Genomic DNA, 20,565 nt, shown 5'->3' on the forward strand with positions numbered 1-20,565 from the left:
CATGGCAATCGTTAAAGTTAAGCCGACTTCGCCGGGTCGCCGCGCGATGGTCAAGATCGTCAACAAGGACCTCCATAAGGGTGCGCCGTTCGCAGCGCTGCTCGAAAAGAAGTCCTCGAAGGCTGGTCGTAACAACAACGGTCGTATCACGACGCGTCACCAGGGTGGTGGTCACAAGCAGCACTACCGTCTGATCGATTTCCGTCGCAACAAGGACGGTATCGCAGCGAAGGTTGAGCGTCTGGAATATGACCCGAACCGTAGCGCGAACATCGCGCTGGTTCTGTACGCAGACGGCGAGCGCCGCTACATCATCGCGCCGAAGGGCGTGACGGTTGGCACGCAGCTGATGTCGGGTTCGGAAGCACCGATCCGCGCAGGCAACACCCTGCCGATCCGCAACATTCCGGTCGGTACGACGATCCACTGCATCGAAATGCTGCCGGGCAAGGGCGCGCAGATCGCGCGTTCGGCTGGTACGTCGGCAATGCTGCTGGCACGCGAAGGCATCTACGCTCAGGTTCGCCTGCGCTCGGGTGAAATCCGTCGCGTCCACGTCGAATGCCGCGCAACGATCGGTGAAGTCGGCAACGAAGAGCACAGCCTCCGTCAAATCGGTAAGGCTGGCGCGAACCGCTGGCGCGGTATCCGCCCGACGGTCCGTGGCGTTGCAATGAACCCGGTCGACCACCCGCACGGTGGTGGTGAGGGCAAGACTGCTGCTGGTCGCGATCCGGTTAGCCCGTGGGGCACGCCGGCTAAGGGCTACCGCACCCGCAGCAACAAGCGCACGACGAGCATGATCGTCCAGCGCCGTCACAAGCGTTAAGGAGTAGGCAATGGCACGTTCTATTAAGAAAGGTCCGTTCTGCGACGCCCATTTGCTGAAGAAGGTTGAGGCGGCTGCAGCAACGCGCGACAAGAAACCGATCAAGACCTGGTCGCGTCGTTCGACGATCCTGCCGGATTTCATCGGCCTGACGATCGCCGTTCATAACGGCCGTCAACACGTTCCCGTGTATGTCACGGAAAACATGGTCGGCCACAAGCTTGGCGAGTTCGCACTGACCCGTACGTTCAAGGGTCACGCGGCCGACAAGAAGGCCAAGAAATAAGGGGCTATCAAGATGGAAGTGAAGGCAATTCATCGCGGTGCCCGCATCTCGGCGCAAAAAACGCGCCTTGTGGCTGACCAGATCCGCGGTCTGCCGGTCGACAAGGCGCTGAACGTTCTGACGTTCTCGCCGAAGAAAGCGGCTGGCATCGTGAAAAAGGTTGTGCTCTCGGCAATCGCCAATGCGGAGCACAACGAAGGCGCCGATATCGACGAGCTCAAGATCAAGAGCATCTACGTCGACAAGGCTGCTTCGCTGAAGCGTTTTACCGCACGCGCTAAGGGTCGCGGTAACCGCATCGAGAAGCAATCGTGTCACATCACTGTGACGGTCGGGAATTAAGGAGCCATACGATGGGACAGAAAATTCATCCGACTGGCTTCCGTTTGGCCGTCAGCCGCAATTGGGCTTCGCGTTGGTACGCGAACAACAACAATTTCGCGGCGATGTTGAAGGAAGACATCGGTGTTCGTGAATACCTGAAGAAGAAGCTGAAGAACGCTTCGGTGGGCCGTGTTGTGATCGAGCGTCCGGCTAAGAACGCTCGCATCACGATTTACAGCTCGCGTCCGGGTGTGGTTATCGGCAAGAAGGGCGAGGACATCGAACTCCTCAAGGCCGAACTGCAAAAGCGTATGGGCGTGCCGGTTCACGTCAACATCGAAGAAATCCGCAAGCCGGAAACCGATGCGCAACTGATCGCCGACTCGATTACGCAACAGCTCGAGCGCCGCATCATGTTCCGTCGCGCAATGAAGCGCGCGATGCAGAACGCGATGCGTCTGGGTGCCCAAGGCATCAAGATCATGAGCGCCGGCCGTCTGAACGGTATCGAAATCGCACGTACCGAATGGTACCGCGAAGGTCGAGTGCCGCTTCACACGCTGCGTGCTGACATCGACTACGCAACCTCGGAAGCGAAGACGACGTACGGCATCATCGGCGTGAAGGTTTGGGTCTACAAGGGCGATACGCTCGGCCGTAACGACGCACCGGTGGTTGAAGAAGTCGCCGAAGAAAAGCGTCCGCGCCGTAACGCACGTCCGGGCGACCGTCGTCCGCGCCGTGATGGCGAAGGCGCACCGGGCGCACGTCGTGGCGCTCCGCGTCGTGACGGCAAGACTGGAGAATAACGATGCTGCAACCGAAACGCAGGAAGTATCGCAAAGAGCAGAAGGGTCGTAACACCGGTATCGCAACGCGCGGCAACGCGGTTTCGTTCGGTGAATACGGTCTGAAGGCTATCGGTCGTGGTCGCCTGACCGCACGCCAGATTGAATCGGCACGTCGTGCAATGACGCGTCACATCAAGCGTGGTGGCCGCATCTGGATCCGTATCTTCCCGGATAAGCCGATCTCGCAAAAGCCGGCGGAAGTGCGTATGGGTAACGGTAAGGGTAACCCTGAGTACTACGTCGCTGAGATTCAGCCGGGCAAGATGCTGTATGAAATGGATGGTGTGTCCGAAGAACTGGCCCGTGAAGCCTTCCGTCTGGCTGCAGCCAAGCTGCCGCTGAAGACGGTCTTCATGGTTCGCCAGCTCGGCGCCTAAGGAGTGATTGATGAAGGCATCTGAACTTCTTCAGAAAGACAAGGCCGCGCTCGACCAAGAGCTGTCGGACCTCTTGAAGGCGCAATTCGGCCTGCGCATGCAACTCGCGACCCAGCAGCTCACGAACACGAGCCAGCTGAAGAAGGTTCGTCGCGACATCGCACGTGTGCGGACCGTCCTGACTCAGAAGGCGAACCAGAAATGAACGAAAGCGTGAAAACCTCGCTTAAGCGAACGCTGGTCGGCAAGGTCGTCAGCAACAAGATGGACAAGACGGTCACCGTCCTGGTCGAGCGTCGCGTCAAGCACCCGATCTACGGCAAGTACGTCGTGCAGTCGAAGAAGTACCACGCTCACGACGAAGCGAACACGTACAACGAGGGTGACCTCGTTGAAATCCAGGAGACCCGTCCTCTCTCGAAGACGAAGGCCTGGACCGTGTCGAAGCTGCTCGAAGCGGCTCGCATCATCTAAAAAGTGATGCAACATCCCGGGGAGCCTTTCTCCGGGGTGCAGAAGTTGTTGAAATCGCTGAAGATTTCGCTTGCAAGACCAAGGCTATCGAGTTATAGTCTTGGTCTTCCCTCTTTATGGGCGCGTTGTTGGCAAAGCAACGAGCGGAAGTAGTGGGGGAGGTGGTTCGGACGCCAGTCCGGATCTGCAAGATTCACCGGAATGCGATGGCCGGTTTCGTTTGCCGTCGCTGCTGTTCTTACCCAAGCAGCTGAGCGGTCGTTCTAGTGGCGGCGCGGCTGACGGGACCAAGACTGACCGGATGTGCCATGGTGGCGCACCCGGATTAAGTTGGGAAAGATAAACCATGATCCAGACCGAAACTCGGCTTGAAGTAGCCGACAACACGGGTGCGCGTGAAGTCATGTGCATCAAGGTGCTCGGCGGCTCGAAGCGTCGTTATGCCAGCATTGGCGACATCATCAAGGTGACCGTCAAGGAAGCAACGCCGCGCGGGCGCGTGAAAAAGGGCGAAATCTACAACGCTGTTGTGGTTCGCACCGCGAAGGGCGTGCGCCGTCAAGACGGCTCGCTGATCAAGTTCGATGGCAACGCCGCCGTGCTTTTGAATACCAAGCTTGAGCCGATCGGCACCCGCATTTTCGGGCCGGTCACGCGTGAGCTGCGTAGCGAACGATTCATGAAGATCGTTTCGCTGGCGCCGGAAGTGCTGTAAGGAGTCGCGATGAACAAGATTCGCAAGGGTGACGAAGTCATCGTCGTCACTGGCAAAGACAAGGGCAAGCGCGGTGTCGTGATCGCCATCGGCGAAGAGCGCGTTACTGTCGAAGGCATCAACATCGCTAAAAAGCATGTTAAGCCGAACCCGATGAAGGGTACGACGGGTGGCGTGGAAGCCAAGGCAATGCCGCTGGCTATCTCGAACGTCGCATTGGTCGACGCGAACGGTAAGCCGTCGCGCGTGGGCATCAAGGTCGAAGGGGACAAGAAGGTTCGTTTCCTGAAGACGACCGGTGCTGTCCTGAGCGCCTGACGCTGCGGAGTAAAAAATGGCACGTTTGCAAGAATTTTATAAAGAGAAGGTCGTTCCTGGCCTGATCGAGAAGTTCGGTTACAAGTCGGTCATGGAAGTGCCGCGCCTCACCAAGATCACCCTGAACATGGGTGTTGGTGAAGCCGTCGCTGACAAGAAGGTCCTTGAGCACGCCGTTGGCGACCTCACGAAGATCGCCGGCCAGAAGCCCGTCATCACCAAGTCGCGTAAGGCAATCGCTGGTTTCAAGATCCGCGAAGGCTACCCGATTGGCACGATGGTTACCCTGCGTGGCAATGCCATGTACGAATTCCTGGACCGTTTCGTGACGGTTGCGCTCCCCCGTGTGCGCGACTTCCGTGGCGTGTCGGGCAAGGCGTTCGACGGCCGTGGTAACTACAACATCGGTGTGAAAGAGCAGATCATTTTCCCCGAAATTGACTACGACAAGATCGACGCACTGCGTGGGCTGAACATCAGCATCACGACGACCGCGAAGACCGACGAAGAAGCAAAGGCACTGCTCGCCGGCTTCAAGTTCCCGTTCCGCAACTGAGGTTACCGTGGCTAAACTGGCACTGATCGAACGTGAAAAGAAGCGCGCTCGTCTGGCAGCGAAATTTGCACCGAAGCGTGCAGAGCTGAAGGCGATCATCGACGACCAAAGCAAGTCGGAAGAAGAGCGTTACGCAGCTCGCCTCGAACTGCAACAACTGCCGCGCAACTCGAACCCGACCCGCAAGCGTAACCGCTGCGCGATCACGGGTCGTCCGCGTGGTACGTTCCGCAAATTCGGTCTCGCACGTAACAAGATTCGTGAAATCGCGTTCCGTGGTGAGATCCCTGGCATCACCAAGGCGAGCTGGTAATAGGAGAAACATAAATGAGCATGAGTGATCCTATCGCCGATATGCTGACTCGCATCCGCAATGCGCAGATGGTCGAGAAGGTTTCGGTTGCTATGCCCTCGTCGAAAGTGAAGATTGCGATTGCGCAGGTTCTGAAGGACGAAGGTTATATCGACGACTTCGCGGTGAAGACCGAAGGTGCGAAGTCGGAATTGAACATCGCGTTGAAGTACTACGCTGGCCGTCCCGTTATCGAGCGCATCGAACGCGTCTCGAAGCCGGGTCTGCGCGTGTACCGCGGCCGCAACGACATCCCGCAGGTCATGAATGGCCTGGGCGTTGCGATCGTCTCGACGCCGAAGGGTGTGATGACGGACCGCAAGGCGCGCGCTACTGGCGTCGGCGGCGAAGTTATCTGCTACGTCGCTTAAGACCTAAGGAGAAGAAACATGTCTCGAGTAGGTAAGAGCCCGGTCGCGCTGCAAGGCGCAGAAGCGACGCTCAGCGACGAGAAGATTACCGTCAAGGGCGCGCTGGGTACGATTTCGCAGGCTGCGAACCGCCTCGTGAAGGTGGTGAACGAAGACGGTCAGCTCAAGTTCGAGCCGACCGACGACAGCCGCGAAGCAAATGCGATGTCTGGCACGATGCGCGCGATTGTCGCGAACATGGTGCAAGGCGTGACGAAGGGTTTTGAGCGCAAGCTGACGCTGGTTGGCGTCGGTTACCGTGCTCAAGCGCAAGGCGACAAGCTGAACCTGTCGCTGGGTTTCTCGCACCCCGTGGTGCACCAGATGCCGGAAGGCGTCAAGGCCGAGACCCCGTCGCAAACGGAAATCGTGATCAAGGGGATCGACAAGCAAAAAGTTGGCCAGACCGCTGCCGAAGTGCGTGGTTATCGCCCGCCGGAGCCCTATAAGGGCAAGGGTGTGCGTTACGCCAACGAGGTTGTGATCCTCAAAGAAACGAAGAAGAAGTAAGGGTGCGCAATCATGGATAAGACTCAATCTCGCCTGCGCCGCGCTCGTCAGACGCGTCTCAAGATCGCTGAGCTGCAGGTCGCGCGTCTGGCCGTGCATCGCACGAACACGCACATCTATGCGCAAGTGTTCTCGCCCTGCGGCACCAAGGTGCTGGCCAGCGCGTCGACGCTTGAAGCCGAAGTGCGTGCGCAACTGGCTGACCAGTCGGGCAAGGGCGGCAACGTCGCTGCTGCTTCGCTGATCGGCAAGCGTATTGCAGAAAAGGCTAAGGCCGCCGGCATCGAATCCGTCGCCTTTGACCGCTCGGGTTTCCGCTATCACGGCCGCGTCAAGGCGCTGGCTGATGCTGCGCGCGAAGCCGGGCTCAAGTTCTAAGGAAGGAATTCGTCATGGCAAAGATGCAAGCGAAAGTTCAGGCTGACGAACGCGACGACGGCCTTCGTGAAAAAATGATTTCGGTCAATCGCGTGACCAAGGTCGTGAAGGGTGGCCGTATTCTCGGCTTCGCCGCACTGACCGTGGTTGGCGATGGTGATGGCCGCGTCGGTATGGGCAAGGGCAAGTCGAAAGAAGTGCCCGTCGCTGTCCAGAAGGCGATGGAACAAGCTCGTCGCAACATGTTCAAGGTGCCCCTGAAGAACGGCACCCTGCAACACGAAGTGCACGGCAAGCATGGCGCATCGGTCGTCCTCCTCGCTCCGGCGAAGGCAGGTACGGGCGTGATCGCCGGCGGCCCGATGCGCGCAGTGTTCGACGTGATGGGCGTGCAGAACGTCGTGGCGAAGAGCCACGGTTCGACGAACCCGTACAACCTCGTTCGCGCCACGCTGGACGGTCTGCGCAAGCAGTCGACCCCGGCTGACATCGCGGCGAAGCGCGGCAAGTCCGTCGAAGACATTCTGGGCTAAGGGTGGACACTATGTCTGAAAAAACTGTCAAGGTTCAGCTCGTCAAGAGCCTGATTGGGACCCGCGATACGCACCGTGCCACTGTGCGCGGTCTCGGCCTGCGCCGCCTGAACTCGGTCTCCGAGCTGCAGGACACGCCGGCAGTGCGCGGCATGATCAACAAGGTCTCGTACCTCGTCAAGGTCATCGGCTAAGCCCGACCAGGACTCCAGGAGTTGAAAATGGAATTGAATAACCTGAAGCCGGCAGAAGGCGCGAAGCACGCAAAGCGTCGCGTCGGTCGCGGCATCGGCTCCGGCCTCGGCAAGACCGCTGGCCGTGGTCACAAGGGTCAGAAATCGCGTTCGGGCGGCTTCCACAAAGTCGGCTTCGAAGGCGGTCAGATGCCTCTGCAGCGTCGTCTGCCGAAGCGTGGCTTCACCTCGCTGACGAAGGAATTCGTTGGTGAAGTGCGTCTCGCTGACATCGAGAAGCTGCCGGTCGACGAAATCGATCTGCTGGCTCTCAAGCAGGCAGGCCTCGTTGGCGAAATGACCCGTTCCGCAAAGATCATCGCCACCGGCGAGATCAAGCGCAAGGTCGTGGTCAAGGGCCTGGGTGCGACGAAGAATGCGCGTGCTGCGATCGAAGCAGCAGGCGGTTCTTTTGCCGAGTGATTGTGAGTGGTGCGTGCGGGCTTGCCCGCCGTCACTAACATCTGCATCGGAGAAGCTACTTGGCTAACAGCCCGAGTCTCGCAAAAACCGGTCGCAGCGCTCCGAAGTTCGGCGACCTGCGCCGGCGTGCAATGTTCTTGCTGCTGGCGTTGGTCGTTTATCGTATCGGCGCGCACATTCCGGTGCCGGGCATCGACCCGGACCAACTGGCGAAGCTCTTCCAAAGCCAGTCAGGCGGCATCCTTGGCATGTTCAACATGTTCTCGGGCGGCGCACTGTCTCGCTTCACGATCTTCGCGCTGGGTGTGATGCCGTATATCTCGGCGTCGATCATCCTGCAGCTGATGGCGATTGTCTCGCCGCAGCTCGAGGCGCTGAAGAAGGAAGGGCAGGCTGGACAACGCAAGATCACGCAGTACACGCGGGTCTTCACGGTAGTGCTGGCGACCTTTCAGGCCTTCGGCATTGCAGTCGCGCTGGAAAACCAGCCGGCTCTCGTGATCGATCCGGGCATGGTGTTCCGCTTGACGACGGTCGTGACTCTGGTGACCGGCACGATGTTCCTGATGTGGCTTGGTGAGCAGATCACGGAACGCGGGCTTGGCAACGGTATCTCGATCATCATCTTCGGCGGGATCGCAGCGGGCTTCCCGAACGCGATCGGCGGTCTCTTCTCGCTGGTGCAAACCGGCTCGATGGGCCCGGTCTCGGCGATCATCATCGTGGCGCTGATCGCAGCCGTGACGTACCTGGTAGTGTTCATTGAACGCGGCCAGCGCAAGATCCTCGTGAACTATGCGAAGCGTCAGGTTGGCAACAAGATTTACGGTGGGCAGTCGTCGCACCTGCCGCTTAAGTTGAACATGTCGGGCGTGATTCCGCCGATCTTTGCATCGTCGATCATCCTGTTCCCGGCAACCATCCTGAACTGGTTTAGTTCAGGTTCGCGAGACAGCTGGTTCGCGAACACACTGCACAACGTGGCCGAAGCTCTCAAGCCTGGTCAGCCCGTGTATGTGTTGCTGTATGCGTTGGCGATCGTCTTCTTCTGCTTCTTTTACACCGCTCTGGTGTTCAACAGCAGGGAAACGGCCGACAACCTGAAGAAGAGTGGCGCGTTCGTACCTGGCATCCGCCCGGGCGATCAGACGGCTCGCTATATCGACCGCATCCTCACGCGTCTGACGCTGGCCGGTGCGATCTATATCGTGTTCGTCTGCCTGTTGCCGGAGTTTCTGGTGCTGCGCTGGAATGTGCCGTTTTATTTTGGTGGCACGTCGCTGCTGATCATTGTCGTCGTCACAATGGACTTCATGGCGCAGGTGCAGTCGTACGTTATGTCGCAACAATATGAATCCCTGCTCAAGAAGGCTAACTTCAAGGGCGGTGGAGTCCCGATGCGGTAAGAACACATGGCCAAAGACGATGTAATCCAGATGCAGGGTGAGGTCATCGAAAACCTCCCCAACGCAACCTTCCGGGTGAAGCTGGAAAACGGCCATGTCGTTCTGGGGCATATTTCCGGGAAAATGCGGATGCACTACATCCGTATTCTTCCCGGCGACAAGGTGACGGTTGAGTTGACGCCTTACGATCTGTCGCGTGCGCGGATCGTGTTCCGGGCGAAGTGATTTAGAAAAAGGGTAATATCATGAAAGTGATGGCATCGGTAAAGCGCATTTGCCGCAACTGCAAAATCATCAAGCGCAACGGCGTCGTTCGCGTGATCTGCAGCTCGGACCCGCGCCACAAGCAGCGTCAAGGCTGATCAGCGCGCTTTTGCTTGCGCTTTTTGTTTGAGGAAAAACAATGGCTCGTATTGCAGGGGTTAACATCCCGAACCACCAGCACACTGAAATCGGCCTGACGGCAATTTTCGGTGTTGGCCGCACGCGTTCGCGCAACATCTGCGTGGCAGCGGGTGTGCCGTTTAACAAGAAGGTCAAAGACCTGAACGACGCGGATCTCGAAAAGCTGCGTGAGGAAGTGGGCAAGTTTGTTGTCGAAGGCGATCTGCGCCGTGAAACGACGATGAACATCAAGCGCCTGATGGACCTCGGCTGCTACCGCGGCGTGCGCCATCGCAAGGGCCTGCCCCTGCGTGGCCAGCGTACGCGCACCAACGCACGTACGCGCAAGGGTCCGCGCCGCGCAGCACAGTCGCTGAAGAAGTAAGCGGTTCTGACAGTTACAGGAAAACGTAATGGCTAAGGCTTCGAACAACTCCGCGGCGCAACGCGTTCGCAAGAAGGTTAAGAAGAACGTCGCCGAGGGCGTGGTTCACGTTCACGCGTCGTTCAACAACACGATCATCACGATCACCGATCGTCAAGGCAATGCACTTGCCTGGGCAACGTCGGGCGGTCAGGGCTTCAAGGGTTCGCGTAAGTCGACGCCCTTCGCAGCTCAGGTCGCAGCTGAATCGGCTGGCCGTGTTGCAATGGAATACGGCGTCAAGAACCTCGAAGTGCGTATCAAGGGCCCCGGCCCGGGTCGCGAATCGGCGGTGCGCGCGCTGCATGGTCTTGGCATCAAGATCACCGCGATCTCCGACGTTACGCCGGTCCCGCACAACGGCTGCCGTCCGCCGAAGCGCCGTCGTATCTAAGGCGTCGCGCTTGCCGACTGCCTGAGCCGCCGGTAACGGCGTCCCAGGCTCTCGGCGCTATTGAATTGACTAAGCCCACCGTTCTGTCCAAAGGGCAGAACTAGCGCGAGCCGCGGGGTCACCCCCGTTGCAGGCTTTGCGTGATCAATTATCGAAGGAAAGCAACGTGGCACGTTATATCGGCCCGAAGGCCAAGCTGTCCCGCCGTGAAGGCACCGACCTCTTCCTGAAGAGCGCACGCCGCTCGCTGGCTGACAAGTGCAAGCTTGACAGCAAGCCGGGCCAGCACGGCCGCACGTCGGGCGCTCGTACGTCCGACTACGGCACGCAGCTGCGCGAAAAGCAAAAAGTGAAGCGTATCTACGGCGTGCTGGAACGTCAGTTCCGCCGCTACTTCGCTGAAGCTGACCGCCGCAAGGGCGCGACCGGCGAAAACCTGCTGCAACTGCTCGAATCGCGTCTCGACAACGTCGTGTACCGCATGGGCTTCGCATCGACCCGCGCTGAAGCGCGTCAGCTCGTGAGCCACAAGGCTCTCACGCTGAACGGCGTCGTCGCGAACATCCCGTCGATGCAAGTGAAGGCAGGCGACGTCGTTGCTGTTCGCGAAAAGGCGAAGAAGCAAGTTCGTATCGCTGAAGCGCTGTCGCTGGCAGAGCAAGGTGGCATCGCAGGTTGGGTTGCAGTCGACTCGAAGAAGTTCGAAGGTACGTTCAAGAGCGTGCCGGAGCGCAGCGACATCGCTGGCGACATCAACGAAAGCCTGATCGTCGAATTGTATTCGCGTTAATCGAATTGACGGCCGGGGTAGCCTCTGTGCTTCGCGCAGGAGGTGGCCTCGGCTGTTTTTTTCAGGTTGTGGCCATCTCAGCCTTATCGGTGTAACGAGCCGAGGGTATTGAAAAGGAAAACCTATGCAAACCAGTTTGTTGAAACCCAAGATCATCGCTGTGGAATCGCTCGGCGACAACCACGCGAAAGTGGTCATGGAGCCGTTCGAACGCGGTTATGGCCATACCTTGGGTAACGCGCTCCGGCGCGTTCTGCTGTCGTCGATGGTGGGCTACGCGCCGACCGAAGTGACGATCGCAGGCGTCGTGCACGAATACTCGACGCTCGACGGTGTGCAAGAGGATGTGGTCAACCTGCTGTTGAACCTGAAGGGCGTGGTCTTCAAGCTGCATAACCGTGACGAAGTGACGGTTACGCTGCGCAAGGAAGGCGAAGGCGTTGTCACCGCTGGCGACATCGAACTCTCGCACGACTGCGAAGTCATCAACCCGGAACACGTCGTTGCGCATCTGACGAAGGGCGGCAAGCTCGACGTGCAGATCAAGATCGAGAAGGGCCGTGGCTACGTGCCGGGCAACGTGCGCCGTTACGGCGACGAATCGGCCAAGATCATCGGCCGCATCGTCCTGGACGCGTCGTTCTCGCCGGTTCGCCGCGTGAGCTACGCCGTGGAAAGCGCGCGTGTCGAACAGCGTACCGACCTCGACAAGCTCGTGATGAACATCGAAACCAACGGCGTGATCTCGCCTGAGGAAGCGATCCGCCAGTCGGCGCGCATCCTCGTGGATCAGCTGTCGGTGTTCGCTGCACTGGAAGGCACCGAAACGGCGGCGGAAGCTCCGTCGCGCGCGCCGCAGATCGATCCGATCCTGCTGCGTCCGGTGGACGATCTCGAACTCACGGTTCGCTCGGCGAACTGCCTGAAGGCCGAGAACATCTACTACATCGGCGACCTGATCCAGCGTACCGAGAACGAGCTGCTCAAGACCCCGAATCTGGGTCGCAAGTCGCTCAACGAGATCAAGGAAGTGCTCGCTTCGCGCGGTCTCACGCTCGGCATGAAGCTCGAAAACTGGCCGCCGGCCGGGCTCGACAAATAAGTCGACAAGTAAGTAATGTGGCAGGGACGCGGATTTTCCTTTAGAATCCGCGTCTTGCCTTTTTCTGTACCGGCCCGTGCCTCGCGTTGTAATGAGGCGATAGAAGAGCTGGACTAAAACTTTGTTTCAAGGAATTTGAAATGCGTCACCGTCATGGTCTGCGGAAACTGAACCGCACGAGCAGCCACCGTCTGGCAATGCTCCGTAACATGTCCAACTCGCTGATCGAGCACGAAGTCATCAAGACGACGCTGCCGAAGGCGAAGGAACTGCGTAAGGTCGTCGAGCCCCTCATCACGCTCGGCAAGAAGCCTTCGCTGGCAAACCGTCGTCTGGCGTTCAACCGCCTGCGCGATCGTGACTCGGTCACGAAGCTGTTCGAAGTTCTCGGTCCGCGTTTCGCGAACCGTCCGGGCGGCTACCTGCGTATCCTGAAGTTCGGTTTCCGTGTTGGCGACAACGCACCGATGGCACTGGTCGAACTGCTCGACCGTCCGGAAGTCACGGAAGAGAACGTCCAGGAAGCGGAATAAGCTTCTAGTCGCTGAGTCCACGGATTCAGCGGCGCGCTAAAAAGCCAGGCCTAGCCTGGCTTTTTTGTTTTCTGCGGCGGAATAAGCCGCGCGCCGGGGCGTTTGCTCCCTGAAGGCGCCGCAGGCACATGAACAAAGCCAACTGGCGCCGGTGGTACGATAGCGTTCTGCTTTCCCCAGTCCCGCCAGTTTGCGCAGCACGCGGGGCGTCCAGCTGGAGTTCGTCGTGACCCTCAATGTGACCCCGAGTGTGACCTTGATGCTGACCACGGTGCCCGACGAGGACACCGCCGCGAAGCTGTCCAAGGCGGTCCTCGAAGCGCGCCTTGCGGCCTGCGTGACGCGTCTTGGCGCAGTGCGTTCGGAATATCACTGGCAGGGCAAGATCGAGTCCGGCGACGAGATCCAGCTGCTCTTCAAGACGAGTCTCGCGCGCGCGGCCGAGCTCGAACAGTTCATCCAGACCCAGCATCCCTACGAGACGCCCGAGATCCTCTCGTGGCAGGCCACGGCGTCGAACGCCTATGGCCAATGGGTGCATGCCGAGACACAGCGTCCCATCCATGTCTAACCGCTTCGATCGGCGCCTGCGCGCCGCGCCGTACGCCTCGTTCCTGAGCTTTCTCGCATTGATTGGCTGTGTGCTGCCGCTGCTGTTCGGCGCGGCCTCCGCGCACGCCGACGACGATTTCCTGCCTCCCGATCAGGCCTTCACGTTCAGCGCCAGCGAGCAGCCGGGCGTGGTGGACGTGCATTTCAAGATCGCCGACGGTTACTACATGTACCGCGAGCGCTTTGCCTTCGCGGTGCGCAACGGCACGGCAACACTCGGCGACGCGCAGATTCCGCCTGGCCACGTGAAGTTCGATCCGACCTTTAACAAGAACGTCGAGACCTATCGCAACGAGATCACGATCCACGTGCCGGTGAAATCGGCGAGCGGCGCATTCGATCTTGCGGTCACTTCGCAGGGTTGCGCCGATGCGGGCATCTGCTATCCGCCTGCCGAGCACATCTATCACGTGAGCGGCGCGGCGCTTCAGGCGGCGGGCGCGGGCCAGGGCGCTGCAGCTTCGGCGTCGGTTTCGGCGGCGGTAGGCGATAACACCCAGCCCTGGTACGATCGCGCTACCAGCGCGGACTACGCGCAATCGCTGCTGCAAGGCGGCGGCTTTTTCGCGGTAGTCGGCCTGTACTTCGTCGCGGGCATGGTGCTGAGCCTGTTGCCCTGCTCCTACCCGATGATCCCGATCCTCTCGGCGATCATCGTCGGTGAAGGGGCGAAGGTCACGCGCACGCGCGGTTTCGCGCTGTCGTTCGTCTACGTGCTCGGGATGGCGCTGGTCTACACGGTGCTCGGCATTGCGGCTGCGCTGGTCGGGCAGAGCCTTGGTGCGTGGCTGCAAAACCCGTGGGTGCTCGGCGTGTTTGCGGTGCTGCTGACGGCCTTCGCCGTGATGCTGATCGCCGGTTACGACGTCGCGTTGCCGCAGCGCTGGCAGGACGGCGCCTCGCGCGCGTCGCAGGGCCGCTCGGGCGGCAAGTTTGTCGCGGTGGGCGTGATGGGCGCTCTTTCGGCGCTGGTGGTGGGCGCGTGCATGACTGCGCCGCTCTTCGCCGTGCTGGCGTTCATCGCGCACACGGGCAATGCGGTGCTGGGCGGGGCGGCGCTGTTCGCCATGGGTATCGGCCTGGGCGTGCCGCTGATGATTCTTGGCCTGGGCGCGGGCACGTTGCTGCCGCGCGCGGGCACGTGGATGGACGGCGTGAAGGTGTTCTTCGGCGTGGTGCTGCTCGCGGCGGCGCTGTGGATCGTCTGGCCGGTGCTGGGCGCGAGCGCGCAGATGTTGCTGGCCGCGCTGTGGCTGCTTTTTGCTGCCGCGGCGCTCGGCCTGTTCACGCCGAACGCGGGCGGCGCGAATGTCTGGCGACGCCTGGGCCGCGGTCTGGGCGCGGCGTTCGCCATCTGGGCCGCGACGCTCATCGTCGGACTGGCGGCGGGCTCGACCGATCCGCTGCGACCGCTGGCCGTGCTGGCTGCGCACGAAGGCGGCGCGGCCGCCACGCCGAACGCAGCCGCCCAGGCCGACGCGCTGAGCTTCGCGCCGGTGCGCTCGTCCGCGCAACTGGACGCGGCGCTCAAGACGGCGGGCAAGCCTTCGATGCTCGACTTCTACGCCGACTGGTGCGTGAGCTGCAAGGAGATGGAGAAGTTCACCTTCAGCGACCCGCGCGTGCAGGCGCGCCTCGCACAACTGGGCCTGCTGCGCGCCGACGTGACGGCCAATAGCAGCGAGGATCAGGCGCTGCTCAAGCGCTTCGGCCTGTTCGGGCCGCCGGGCATCATCTTCTTCGATACGAAGGGCGAGGAAGTGCTGCGCGTAGTCGGCTATGAGAACGCCGATAAATTCCTCGCGCGCCTCGACCGTATCGCCGCACCGGCACCTGGCGCCGACGCGGCGGGCATCGCGACGCAAACGCCTTCGGCATCGACGGTGCCTTCGCGCAATCTGCTCAACCTGCCGGGCGGCCAATCGTAGGCACGCCGAACGAAGCCAGCACCAAAGAAAAAGCCACAGCGAACCGTGGCTTTTTTTATGCCGAAGCCGAAGCGACGGGCGCGCCGCTTACTTCTGCGCGCGCAACAGTCGCGCTGCGTCCAGCGCGAAATACGTGAGGATGCCGTCCGCGCCCGCGCGCTTGAACGCGAGCAGCGATTCCATCATCGCCTTGTCGTGATCGAGCCAGCCGTTTTGCGCGGCGGCCTTGAGCATCGCGTATTCGCCGCTCACCTGGTACACGTACGTCGGGAAGCGGAATTCGTCCTTCACGCGGCGCACGATATCGAGATACGGCATACCGGGCTTGACCATCACCATGTCCGCGCCTTCCTCGATGTCGAGGCGCACTTCGCGCAGCGCTTCGTCCGAGTTCGCCGGGTCCATCTGGTAGGTCATCTTGTTGCCCTTGCCCAGATTCGATGCCGAACCCACCGCGTCACGGAACGGACCGTAGAACGCCGAAGCGTACTTGGCCGAGTAGGCCATGATCTTCGTGTGGATGTGGTTCTCGCTTTCGAGCATCTCGCGGATCGCGCCGATGCGGCCGTCCATCATGTCCGAAGGCGCGACGATATCGACGCCCGCTTCGGCCTGCGCACGCGCCTGCGCCACCAGAATCTCGATCGTGATGTCGTTGATGACGTAGCCGTTCTCGTCGAGCACGCCGTCCTGGCCGTGGCTCGTGTACGGGTCGAGCGCGACGTCGCACAGCACGCCCAGATCCGGGAAGCGCTTCTTGAGCTCGCGCACTGCGCGCGGGATCACGCCATCGGGGTTGGTCGCTTCGATGCCGTCAGGCGTCTTCAGCGCCGGGTCGACGGCGGGGAACAGCGACAGCACCGGGATGCCCAGTTCGACGCATTGTTCGGCCACGCCCATCAGCAGATCGATCGACACGCGCTCGACGCCGGGCATAGACGGCACGGCTTCGCGCACGTTCTCGCCCGCGACGACAAACACGGGATAGATCAGATCGTTGGTGGTCAGGAGGTTTTCGCGCATCAGGCGGCGCGAGAAGTCGTCACGGCGCATACGGCGCGGACGATGATGCGGATAGAAGCTCATGTCGGCGGGATTATCTTGAAACAAAACGCGCTTCCGGAGCGCAGGAAACTTTTCAGGACAATGGTATATCATACCGATCGAGCGAGGCGCCTTGCGCCAGACTCCCCGCTTCTCCTCCCTGAGCGGGTGCCTGTCGTTTTTCGATAAGGCTGTTTAGCCCGCCGGCACTTACGGCGGGTTTTTTTATGCGTCGCCAAAAATTGCGTTTTGCATGAGATTTGCCTGCTAAATGGGCAAATTGCAGGCAGGCGCGAGCCGCGCAAAACCCAGCTATGTGGGCTTGCGCACGCTCGGAGGCAGAAAGCTCAGGAAGCGGAGCGGGGCAGCCGTGAACCGGCTGCCGCAGGGGGGATCAGGACGTGGATTCGTCCATTGCGCCGGTATCGGCCTTGGGCGCAACCCAGCTTTCGATCACCTCGTGCGCCTCGTCCAGGCCAACACGCTTGAGCGCCGAAAAGAGCTGCGCGCTCAGCTTGCCCTGATAGCCCTGATCCTTGTATTCGGCCAGCGCCTTGTTGGTGTTGCGCAGCGCCAGCACGCACTCTTGACGCGTCAATTTGTCGCATTTCGTCAGCAGTGCGTGGATCGGTTTGCCGGACGGCTCGAACCACTCGATCATGCGGCGGTCGAGTTCGGTCAGCGGGCGGCGCGAATCCATCATCAGCACGAGGCCGTTCAGCTGCGCGCGCGTTTGCAGGTACTGCGCCAGCAGCAACTGCCAATGCTGCTTGGCCGCTTCCGGCACTTCCGCGTAGCCGTAGCCGGGCAGGTCGACCAGATAGCCGGTCGGCTCGTCTTCGGGGCCCACCGAGAAATAGTTGATGTGCTGCGTGCGGCCAGGCGTCTTCGACGCGAACGCCAGACGCTTCTGGTTGCACAGCAGGTTGATCGCGGTGGATTTGCCTGCGTTCGAGCGCCCGGCGAACGCGACTTCGGGCCGCGCCGTGGCGGGCAGATCGCGCAGATGATTCACCGTCGTAAAGAAACGGGCTTGATGCAGCAGGAAGGCCATCGTCAGGACCACATTATGAAATAACGAGGCGGGGTGGCCGCCACGCCCGGAGAAGCCCGGGAAGGATCTGGAGATATCGGGGGGAGGCCCGACTGGCGCCTTGGCGCCTTGCGCGCTATTGTACAATGCGACGGTTTACTGAATACCCGTGAGGCCGGCGCGGGCCTTTCGAGGTAGATCGGTCGCTGTCGTAGTTTGCAGAACCTGATTCCCACAAGACGAAACAAGGTGCGCGAATGAATCGACTGAGCAAGTCCTGGAAGGTACTCGAATTTGCGATAGCGGCAGGTCTTACAGCAGGTGTTTCGATCATGGCGATGGCGGCTGACCCGGCGACTCCGGCCAAGCCCGACCTCGCGCGGGGGCAGGCAATCGCGGCGCAGGTCTGCGCGGCGTGCCATGCGGCCGACGGCAACAGCACGGGCGGCGCCTATCCCAAACTGGCGGGCCAGCACGCCGAATATCTCGTCAAAGAACTCAAAGATTTCAAGCCTCAGCCCGGTGGCAAGCCCCCTGCGCGTAATAATGCGATTATGGCTGGCTTCGCCAGCGCGCTTTCCGATCAGGATATGATCAACGTCGCTGCCTGGTTCGCCTCGCAGACGCCGAAGCCCGGCTTCGCGCGCGACGCGAAGACCGTGCCGGAAGGCCAGAAGATCTGGCGCGCCGGCATCGCGGATAAAGGCGTGCCGGCCTGCGCGGCCTGCCACGGCCCGACCGGTCAAGGCATTCCGGTTCAATATCCGCGTCTTTCGGGTCAATGGTCGGAATACGTGGTGGCGCAGCTGCAGGCTTTCCAGCAGGGCACGCGCAACAATAACGAACCGATGCGCCAGATCGCGCACCGCCTCTCGGACGACGAGATCAAGGCCGTCGCCGATTACGCCGCCGGTCTGCACTGACCCGATATTGACCTGGCATTCGGGTAGGCTCGCGTGCTGACCAGGCGGTTTTGAGGCAAGTGGCCGAAGAACAAGAAAAGGGTGTGGGCGCCGGGTATATGCGGCGGTCCTGCACCCTTTTTTACTGTCACGCATCCGGTGCACAACCCGGCGCGTATGACGGTTGGATGGAACAAGAAGCGGAGTTTGAATGAGCGTCACCACGCAGGGTCTGCAGTTGAATGTCCGCCAGAAGGCGGTGAGAAGTGCGATCGAACTGCTCAGTTCGATGCGCTTTGCCATTGCACTGCTGGTGGTGCTGGCGATCGCGAGCATCATCGGTACGGTGTTGACGCAGGATGACCCGTACCCGAACTACGTCAACCAGTTCGGTCCGTTCTGGGCCGACATCTTCCGCTCGCTGAGCCTCTACACGGTCTATAGCGCGTGGTGGTTCATGACCATCCTGGGCTTCCTCGTGGTGTCGATCTCGCTGTGCGTGATCCGCAACGGCCCGAAGATGATCGCGGACATGAAGAGCTGGAAGGACAAGGTCCGCGAGGGCAGCCTGCGCGCTTTCCATCACAAGGGTGAATTCGCGCTGGAAGGCGTGAGCCGCGAGGAAACCGCGGCGAAGCTCGCCAAGCTCGCGCAGCGCATGGGCTACCGCTTCGTCACGCGCGAAACCGAAGGCGCGACGCTGATCGCGGGCAAGCGCGGCGCGCTCACCAAAATCGGCTATATCTTCGCCCACCTGGCGATCGTGGTGATCTGCATCGGCGGGCTGCTCGACAGCAATCTGCCGATCAAATTCCAGATGTGGCTGTTCGACAAGTCGCCGATCCGCAGCAACGCGGTGATCAACGACATCGCGCCCGAGCACCGTCTTTCGCAGTCGAACCCCACGTTCCGCGGCTACGCGTGGGTGCCCGAAGGCCAGTTCGTTTCCACCGCGATCCTGAACCAGCCCGACGGCTCGCTGATCCAGGACCTGCCGTTCTCGATCCAGCTCAACAAGTTCATCGTCGATTACTACTCGACGGGCATGCCCAAGCTGTTCGCCAGCGACATCGTCGTGATCGATCACAAGACGGGGCAGCGCATTCCGGCGCGCATCGAGGTCAACGAGCCGTTCACGTACGACGGCGTGTCGATCTATCAGTCGAGCTTCCAGGACGGCGGCTCGCAGATGCAGATGACCGCCTGGCCGATGAGCGGCGCGAGCGCGCAGAGCTTCCCGTTTGGCGGCACGATCGGCAATTCCGCGCCGCTGAAGCTGCCGGCGGGCGAGAGCGTGCCCGGTGTGGACGGCCAGACCATCGAATTCGCCGATTTCCGCGCCATCAACGTCGAAAACACCTCGAACGGCAGTGGCCAGAACGATGCGCGCGGCGTCGCGCATCAAAGCCTGAAGGAAGCCTTCGACGAGCGTCTGGGCTCGGGCGCGAAAACCTCGAAGCCGCTCGACCTGCATAACGTCGGGCCGTCGGTGCAGTACAAGGTGCGCGACAAGGACGGCCAGGCGCGCGAGTACAACAACTACATGCTGCCGGTGGATGTGGGTGGTGAGCGCATGTTCCTCGCGGGCATGCGCGAGAACCCGGACGAGCCGTTCCGCTACCTGCGCATTCCCGCCGACAGCGGCGGCACGATGAAGGAATGGATGCTGCTGCGCGCCGCGTTCGAGGATCCGAAGCTGCGCGCGCAGGCGGCGCACCAGTTCGCCGCGCGCTCGGTCCCCGATTCGAATCGCGATCTGCAGCAGCACCTGGAAGACAGCGCCTCGCGCGTGATGACGCTGTTTTCGGGCACCGATCCGTCGATGCAGGGCGCGCCGAAGTCACAGATCGGCGGCTTCCAGGCGGTGGCGGCGTTCATCGACAAATCCGTGCCGAAGGATCAGCAGGAAAAGGCCGCGGGCCTGCTGCTGCGCATGCTCGAAGGCGCGACATGGGATCTCTGGCAGCTCGCGCGCGCCCAGGCCGGCGAGCCCGCGCTCACGCCCGACGCCCAGTCCGCGCGCTTCGTGCAGGATTCGATCAACGCCGTTTCGGACAGCTTCCTGTACGGATCGCCTGTCTATCTACAGCTCGATTCATTCAAGCAGGTGCAAGCTTCGGTATTTCAGTTGACGCGCGCGCCGGGTAAGAAAGTCGTGTATCTTGGCAGCCTGTTGCTCGTGCTCGGCATCTTTTCGATGTTTTATGTTCGCGAGCGCCGTCTGTGGTTCTGGCTGAAAGAGCGCAGCGGGACGAACGGACAGGGCGTCGACGTCATCATGGCGATGTCGACTGCGCGCCGCACGCTCGACTTCGAGAAAGAGTTTGCCCGCACCCGTGAAGCGGTCTCGCGCACCCTGGGCGCCCAACCCGGCAACCCTGGCGCAGACGACAGCGGGACGGACCGTAACGCTTGATCCACGCGATCCACGCGCTGCTTTCCCC

At 61.0% G+C, this 20,565-nt stretch carries 31 protein-coding genes; 29 read left to right on the plus strand and 2 right to left on the minus strand.

What is annotated here, in order from left to right:
• The first annotated feature begins 1 nt into the window (after window position 1).
• From rplB to dsbD, 27 genes are all read left to right on the plus strand, one after another.
• On the plus strand, window positions 2–829 hold the full coding sequence (rplB, locus tag F3J17_RS25635; protein ID WP_027819353.1) for a 50S ribosomal protein L2: 828 nt from the start codon (window positions 2–4) through the stop codon (window positions 827–829).
• 10 nt (window positions 830–839) lie between these two features.
• Window positions 840–1,115, plus strand: a complete 276-nt coding sequence (gene rpsS, locus F3J17_RS25640; protein ID WP_027797286.1) for a 30S ribosomal protein S19 — start codon at window positions 840–842, stop codon at window positions 1,113–1,115.
• Window positions 1,116–1,127: 12 nt separating this feature from the next.
• Window positions 1,128–1,457, plus strand: a complete 330-nt coding sequence (gene rplV, locus F3J17_RS25645; RefSeq protein WP_004199272.1) for a 50S ribosomal protein L22 — start codon at window positions 1,128–1,130, stop codon at window positions 1,455–1,457.
• 11 nt (window positions 1,458–1,468) lie between these two features.
• On the plus strand, window positions 1,469–2,248 hold the full coding sequence (gene rpsC / locus F3J17_RS25650) for a 30S ribosomal protein S3 (RefSeq protein ID WP_167065690.1): 780 nt from the start codon (window positions 1,469–1,471) through the stop codon (window positions 2,246–2,248).
• A gap of 2 nt (window positions 2,249–2,250) precedes the next feature.
• On the plus strand, window positions 2,251–2,667 hold the full coding sequence (gene rplP, locus F3J17_RS25655; protein ID WP_027819351.1) for a 50S ribosomal protein L16: 417 nt from the start codon (window positions 2,251–2,253) through the stop codon (window positions 2,665–2,667).
• A gap of 10 nt (window positions 2,668–2,677) precedes the next feature.
• The gene (gene rpmC, locus F3J17_RS25660; RefSeq protein WP_027819350.1) at window positions 2,678–2,872 is read left to right on the plus strand and encodes a 50S ribosomal protein L29; all 195 of its coding nucleotides are present in this window, start codon (window positions 2,678–2,680) and stop codon (window positions 2,870–2,872) included.
• Window positions 2,869–3,141, plus strand: coding sequence for a 30S ribosomal protein S17 (gene rpsQ / locus F3J17_RS25665; RefSeq protein ID WP_027819349.1), 273 nt, complete (start codon window positions 2,869–2,871; stop codon window positions 3,139–3,141). Before rpmC ends, rpsQ begins: the two co-directional genes overlap by 4 nt.
• A 346-nt stretch (window positions 3,142–3,487) precedes the next feature.
• A complete protein-coding gene (gene rplN / locus F3J17_RS25670) occupies window positions 3,488–3,856 on the plus strand; it encodes a 50S ribosomal protein L14 (RefSeq protein ID WP_006998478.1) in 369 nt (122 codons plus the stop codon).
• 9 nt (window positions 3,857–3,865) lie between these two features.
• Window positions 3,866–4,174: a 50S ribosomal protein L24 gene (gene rplX / locus F3J17_RS25675; RefSeq protein WP_167065693.1), complete on the plus strand. Its 309-nt coding sequence runs from the start codon at window positions 3,866–3,868 to the stop codon at window positions 4,172–4,174.
• Window positions 4,175–4,190: 16 nt separating this feature from the next.
• Window positions 4,191–4,730: a 50S ribosomal protein L5 gene (rplE, locus tag F3J17_RS25680; protein WP_069268213.1), complete on the plus strand. Its 540-nt coding sequence runs from the start codon at window positions 4,191–4,193 to the stop codon at window positions 4,728–4,730.
• A gap of 7 nt (window positions 4,731–4,737) precedes the next feature.
• On the plus strand, window positions 4,738–5,043 hold the full coding sequence (rpsN, locus tag F3J17_RS25685; protein ID WP_027819346.1) for a 30S ribosomal protein S14: 306 nt from the start codon (window positions 4,738–4,740) through the stop codon (window positions 5,041–5,043).
• Between the two features lie 14 nt (window positions 5,044–5,057).
• Entirely contained in the window at window positions 5,058–5,453 is a 396-nt protein-coding gene (rpsH, locus tag F3J17_RS25690; protein ID WP_027819345.1) for a 30S ribosomal protein S8, read from the plus strand.
• Between the two features lie 18 nt (window positions 5,454–5,471).
• Complete coding sequence (rplF, locus tag F3J17_RS25695; protein WP_167065696.1) at window positions 5,472–6,002, plus strand: 50S ribosomal protein L6; 531 nt, start codon at window positions 5,472–5,474, stop codon at window positions 6,000–6,002.
• Between the two features lie 12 nt (window positions 6,003–6,014).
• Entirely contained in the window at window positions 6,015–6,380 is a 366-nt protein-coding gene (rplR, locus tag F3J17_RS25700; protein WP_027819343.1) for a 50S ribosomal protein L18, read from the plus strand.
• Window positions 6,381–6,394: 14 nt separating this feature from the next.
• A complete protein-coding gene (gene rpsE / locus F3J17_RS25705; RefSeq protein ID WP_028206522.1) occupies window positions 6,395–6,913 on the plus strand; it encodes a 30S ribosomal protein S5 in 519 nt (172 codons plus the stop codon).
• A gap of 11 nt (window positions 6,914–6,924) precedes the next feature.
• Window positions 6,925–7,107 (plus strand): 50S ribosomal protein L30, encoded by a 183-nt coding sequence (gene rpmD / locus F3J17_RS25710; protein WP_027819341.1) that lies wholly within the window; start codon window positions 6,925–6,927, stop codon window positions 7,105–7,107.
• A 27-nt stretch (window positions 7,108–7,134) separates the two neighbouring features.
• On the plus strand, window positions 7,135–7,569 hold the full coding sequence (gene rplO, locus F3J17_RS25715; RefSeq protein ID WP_028222618.1) for a 50S ribosomal protein L15: 435 nt from the start codon (window positions 7,135–7,137) through the stop codon (window positions 7,567–7,569).
• Window positions 7,570–7,628: 59 nt separating this feature from the next.
• A complete protein-coding gene (gene secY, locus F3J17_RS25720) occupies window positions 7,629–8,975 on the plus strand; it encodes a preprotein translocase subunit SecY (RefSeq protein WP_167065699.1) in 1,347 nt (448 codons plus the stop codon).
• 6 nt (window positions 8,976–8,981) lie between these two features.
• Window positions 8,982–9,200, plus strand: coding sequence for a translation initiation factor IF-1 (gene infA, locus F3J17_RS25725; RefSeq protein WP_004521905.1), 219 nt, complete (start codon window positions 8,982–8,984; stop codon window positions 9,198–9,200).
• Between the two features lie 20 nt (window positions 9,201–9,220).
• Window positions 9,221–9,337: a 50S ribosomal protein L36 gene (gene rpmJ, locus F3J17_RS25730; RefSeq protein ID WP_027819338.1), complete on the plus strand. Its 117-nt coding sequence runs from the start codon at window positions 9,221–9,223 to the stop codon at window positions 9,335–9,337.
• A gap of 41 nt (window positions 9,338–9,378) precedes the next feature.
• Window positions 9,379–9,744: a 30S ribosomal protein S13 gene (gene rpsM / locus F3J17_RS25735; protein ID WP_103706958.1), complete on the plus strand. Its 366-nt coding sequence runs from the start codon at window positions 9,379–9,381 to the stop codon at window positions 9,742–9,744.
• A 28-nt stretch (window positions 9,745–9,772) separates the two neighbouring features.
• The gene (gene rpsK, locus F3J17_RS25740; RefSeq protein WP_006052224.1) at window positions 9,773–10,177 is read left to right on the plus strand and encodes a 30S ribosomal protein S11; all 405 of its coding nucleotides are present in this window, start codon (window positions 9,773–9,775) and stop codon (window positions 10,175–10,177) included.
• A 166-nt stretch (window positions 10,178–10,343) separates the two neighbouring features.
• On the plus strand, window positions 10,344–10,967 hold the full coding sequence (gene rpsD, locus F3J17_RS25745) for a 30S ribosomal protein S4 (protein WP_167065715.1): 624 nt from the start codon (window positions 10,344–10,346) through the stop codon (window positions 10,965–10,967).
• Between the two features lie 124 nt (window positions 10,968–11,091).
• Window positions 11,092–12,069, plus strand: coding sequence for a DNA-directed RNA polymerase subunit alpha (rpoA, locus tag F3J17_RS25750; protein WP_027819335.1), 978 nt, complete (start codon window positions 11,092–11,094; stop codon window positions 12,067–12,069).
• Between the two features lie 140 nt (window positions 12,070–12,209).
• Window positions 12,210–12,602, plus strand: a complete 393-nt coding sequence (gene rplQ, locus F3J17_RS25755) for a 50S ribosomal protein L17 (RefSeq protein WP_167065719.1) — start codon at window positions 12,210–12,212, stop codon at window positions 12,600–12,602.
• A gap of 259 nt (window positions 12,603–12,861) precedes the next feature.
• The gene (cutA, locus tag F3J17_RS25760; protein WP_167066017.1) at window positions 12,862–13,173 is read left to right on the plus strand and encodes a divalent-cation tolerance protein CutA; all 312 of its coding nucleotides are present in this window, start codon (window positions 12,862–12,864) and stop codon (window positions 13,171–13,173) included.
• The gene (gene dsbD, locus F3J17_RS25765) at window positions 13,166–15,142 is read left to right on the plus strand and encodes a protein-disulfide reductase DsbD (RefSeq protein ID WP_167065722.1); all 1,977 of its coding nucleotides are present in this window, start codon (window positions 13,166–13,168) and stop codon (window positions 15,140–15,142) included. Before cutA ends, dsbD begins: the two co-directional genes overlap by 8 nt.
• Window positions 15,143–15,229: 87 nt before the next feature.
• Here the strand turns inward: dsbD and hemB are convergent, their stop codons facing one another.
• Together hemB and yihA are read right to left on the minus strand one after the other, a co-directional pair.
• A complete protein-coding gene (hemB, locus tag F3J17_RS25770; protein WP_167066020.1) occupies window positions 15,230–16,228 on the minus strand; it encodes a porphobilinogen synthase in 999 nt (332 codons plus the stop codon).
• Window positions 16,229–16,580: 352 nt separating this feature from the next.
• On the minus strand, window positions 16,581–17,240 hold the full coding sequence (yihA, locus tag F3J17_RS25775; protein WP_167065725.1) for a ribosome biogenesis GTP-binding protein YihA/YsxC: 660 nt from the start codon (window positions 17,238–17,240) through the stop codon (window positions 16,581–16,583).
• Window positions 17,241–17,476: 236 nt separating this feature from the next.
• Here yihA and F3J17_RS25780 point away from each other — a divergent pair, with 236 nt between their 5' ends.
• Together F3J17_RS25780 and F3J17_RS25785 are read left to right on the plus strand one after the other, a co-directional pair.
• On the plus strand, window positions 17,477–18,142 hold the full coding sequence (locus tag F3J17_RS25780) for a c-type cytochrome (protein WP_167065728.1): 666 nt from the start codon (window positions 17,477–17,479) through the stop codon (window positions 18,140–18,142).
• Window positions 18,143–18,332: 190 nt separating this feature from the next.
• Window positions 18,333–20,537: a cytochrome c biogenesis protein ResB gene (locus tag F3J17_RS25785; RefSeq protein WP_167065731.1), complete on the plus strand. Its 2,205-nt coding sequence runs from the start codon at window positions 18,333–18,335 to the stop codon at window positions 20,535–20,537.
• Window positions 20,538–20,565: the final 28 nt, after the last annotated feature.

The organism is Burkholderia sp. Ax-1719 (assembly GCF_011753055.1).
In the GTDB taxonomy this organism is placed as follows: domain Bacteria; phylum Pseudomonadota; class Gammaproteobacteria; order Burkholderiales; family Burkholderiaceae; genus Paraburkholderia.

Coding starts and splice junctions, on each gene's coding strand:
- rplB (WP_027819353.1), top strand. CDS start 2: ATGGCAATCGTTAAAGTTAAGCCGACTTCGCCGGGTCGCCGCGCGATG.
- rpsS (WP_027797286.1), top strand. CDS start 840: ATGGCACGTTCTATTAAGAAAGGTCCGTTCTGCGACGCCCATTTGCTG.
- rplV (WP_004199272.1), top strand. CDS start 1,128: ATGGAAGTGAAGGCAATTCATCGCGGTGCCCGCATCTCGGCGCAAAAA.
- rpsC (WP_167065690.1), top strand. CDS start 1,469: ATGGGACAGAAAATTCATCCGACTGGCTTCCGTTTGGCCGTCAGCCGC.
- rplP (WP_027819351.1), top strand. CDS start 2,251: ATGCTGCAACCGAAACGCAGGAAGTATCGCAAAGAGCAGAAGGGTCGT.
- rpmC (WP_027819350.1), top strand. CDS start 2,678: ATGAAGGCATCTGAACTTCTTCAGAAAGACAAGGCCGCGCTCGACCAA.
- rpsQ (WP_027819349.1), top strand. CDS start 2,869: ATGAACGAAAGCGTGAAAACCTCGCTTAAGCGAACGCTGGTCGGCAAG.
- rplN (WP_006998478.1), top strand. CDS start 3,488: ATGATCCAGACCGAAACTCGGCTTGAAGTAGCCGACAACACGGGTGCG.
- rplX (WP_167065693.1), top strand. CDS start 3,866: ATGAACAAGATTCGCAAGGGTGACGAAGTCATCGTCGTCACTGGCAAA.
- rplE (WP_069268213.1), top strand. CDS start 4,191: ATGGCACGTTTGCAAGAATTTTATAAAGAGAAGGTCGTTCCTGGCCTG.
- rpsH (WP_027819345.1), top strand. CDS start 5,058: ATGAGCATGAGTGATCCTATCGCCGATATGCTGACTCGCATCCGCAAT.
- rplF (WP_167065696.1), top strand. CDS start 5,472: ATGTCTCGAGTAGGTAAGAGCCCGGTCGCGCTGCAAGGCGCAGAAGCG.
- rplR (WP_027819343.1), top strand. CDS start 6,015: ATGGATAAGACTCAATCTCGCCTGCGCCGCGCTCGTCAGACGCGTCTC.
- rpsE (WP_028206522.1), top strand. CDS start 6,395: ATGGCAAAGATGCAAGCGAAAGTTCAGGCTGACGAACGCGACGACGGC.
- rpmD (WP_027819341.1), top strand. CDS start 6,925: ATGTCTGAAAAAACTGTCAAGGTTCAGCTCGTCAAGAGCCTGATTGGG.
- rplO (WP_028222618.1), top strand. CDS start 7,135: ATGGAATTGAATAACCTGAAGCCGGCAGAAGGCGCGAAGCACGCAAAG.
- infA (WP_004521905.1), top strand. CDS start 8,982: ATGGCCAAAGACGATGTAATCCAGATGCAGGGTGAGGTCATCGAAAAC.
- rpmJ (WP_027819338.1), top strand. CDS start 9,221: ATGAAAGTGATGGCATCGGTAAAGCGCATTTGCCGCAACTGCAAAATC.
- rpsM (WP_103706958.1), top strand. CDS start 9,379: ATGGCTCGTATTGCAGGGGTTAACATCCCGAACCACCAGCACACTGAA.
- rpsK (WP_006052224.1), top strand. CDS start 9,773: ATGGCTAAGGCTTCGAACAACTCCGCGGCGCAACGCGTTCGCAAGAAG.
- rpoA (WP_027819335.1), top strand. CDS start 11,092: ATGCAAACCAGTTTGTTGAAACCCAAGATCATCGCTGTGGAATCGCTC.
- rplQ (WP_167065719.1), top strand. CDS start 12,210: ATGCGTCACCGTCATGGTCTGCGGAAACTGAACCGCACGAGCAGCCAC.
- cutA (WP_167066017.1), top strand. CDS start 12,862: ATGCTGACCACGGTGCCCGACGAGGACACCGCCGCGAAGCTGTCCAAG.
- dsbD (WP_167065722.1), top strand. CDS start 13,166: ATGTCTAACCGCTTCGATCGGCGCCTGCGCGCCGCGCCGTACGCCTCG.
- hemB (WP_167066020.1), bottom strand. CDS start 16,228: ATGAGCTTCTATCCGCATCATCGTCCGCGCCGTATGCGCCGTGACGAC.
- yihA (WP_167065725.1), bottom strand. CDS start 17,240: ATGGCCTTCCTGCTGCATCAAGCCCGTTTCTTTACGACGGTGAATCAT.
- F3J17_RS25780 (WP_167065728.1), top strand. CDS start 17,477: ATGAATCGACTGAGCAAGTCCTGGAAGGTACTCGAATTTGCGATAGCG.
- F3J17_RS25785 (WP_167065731.1), top strand. CDS start 18,333: ATGAGCGTCACCACGCAGGGTCTGCAGTTGAATGTCCGCCAGAAGGCG.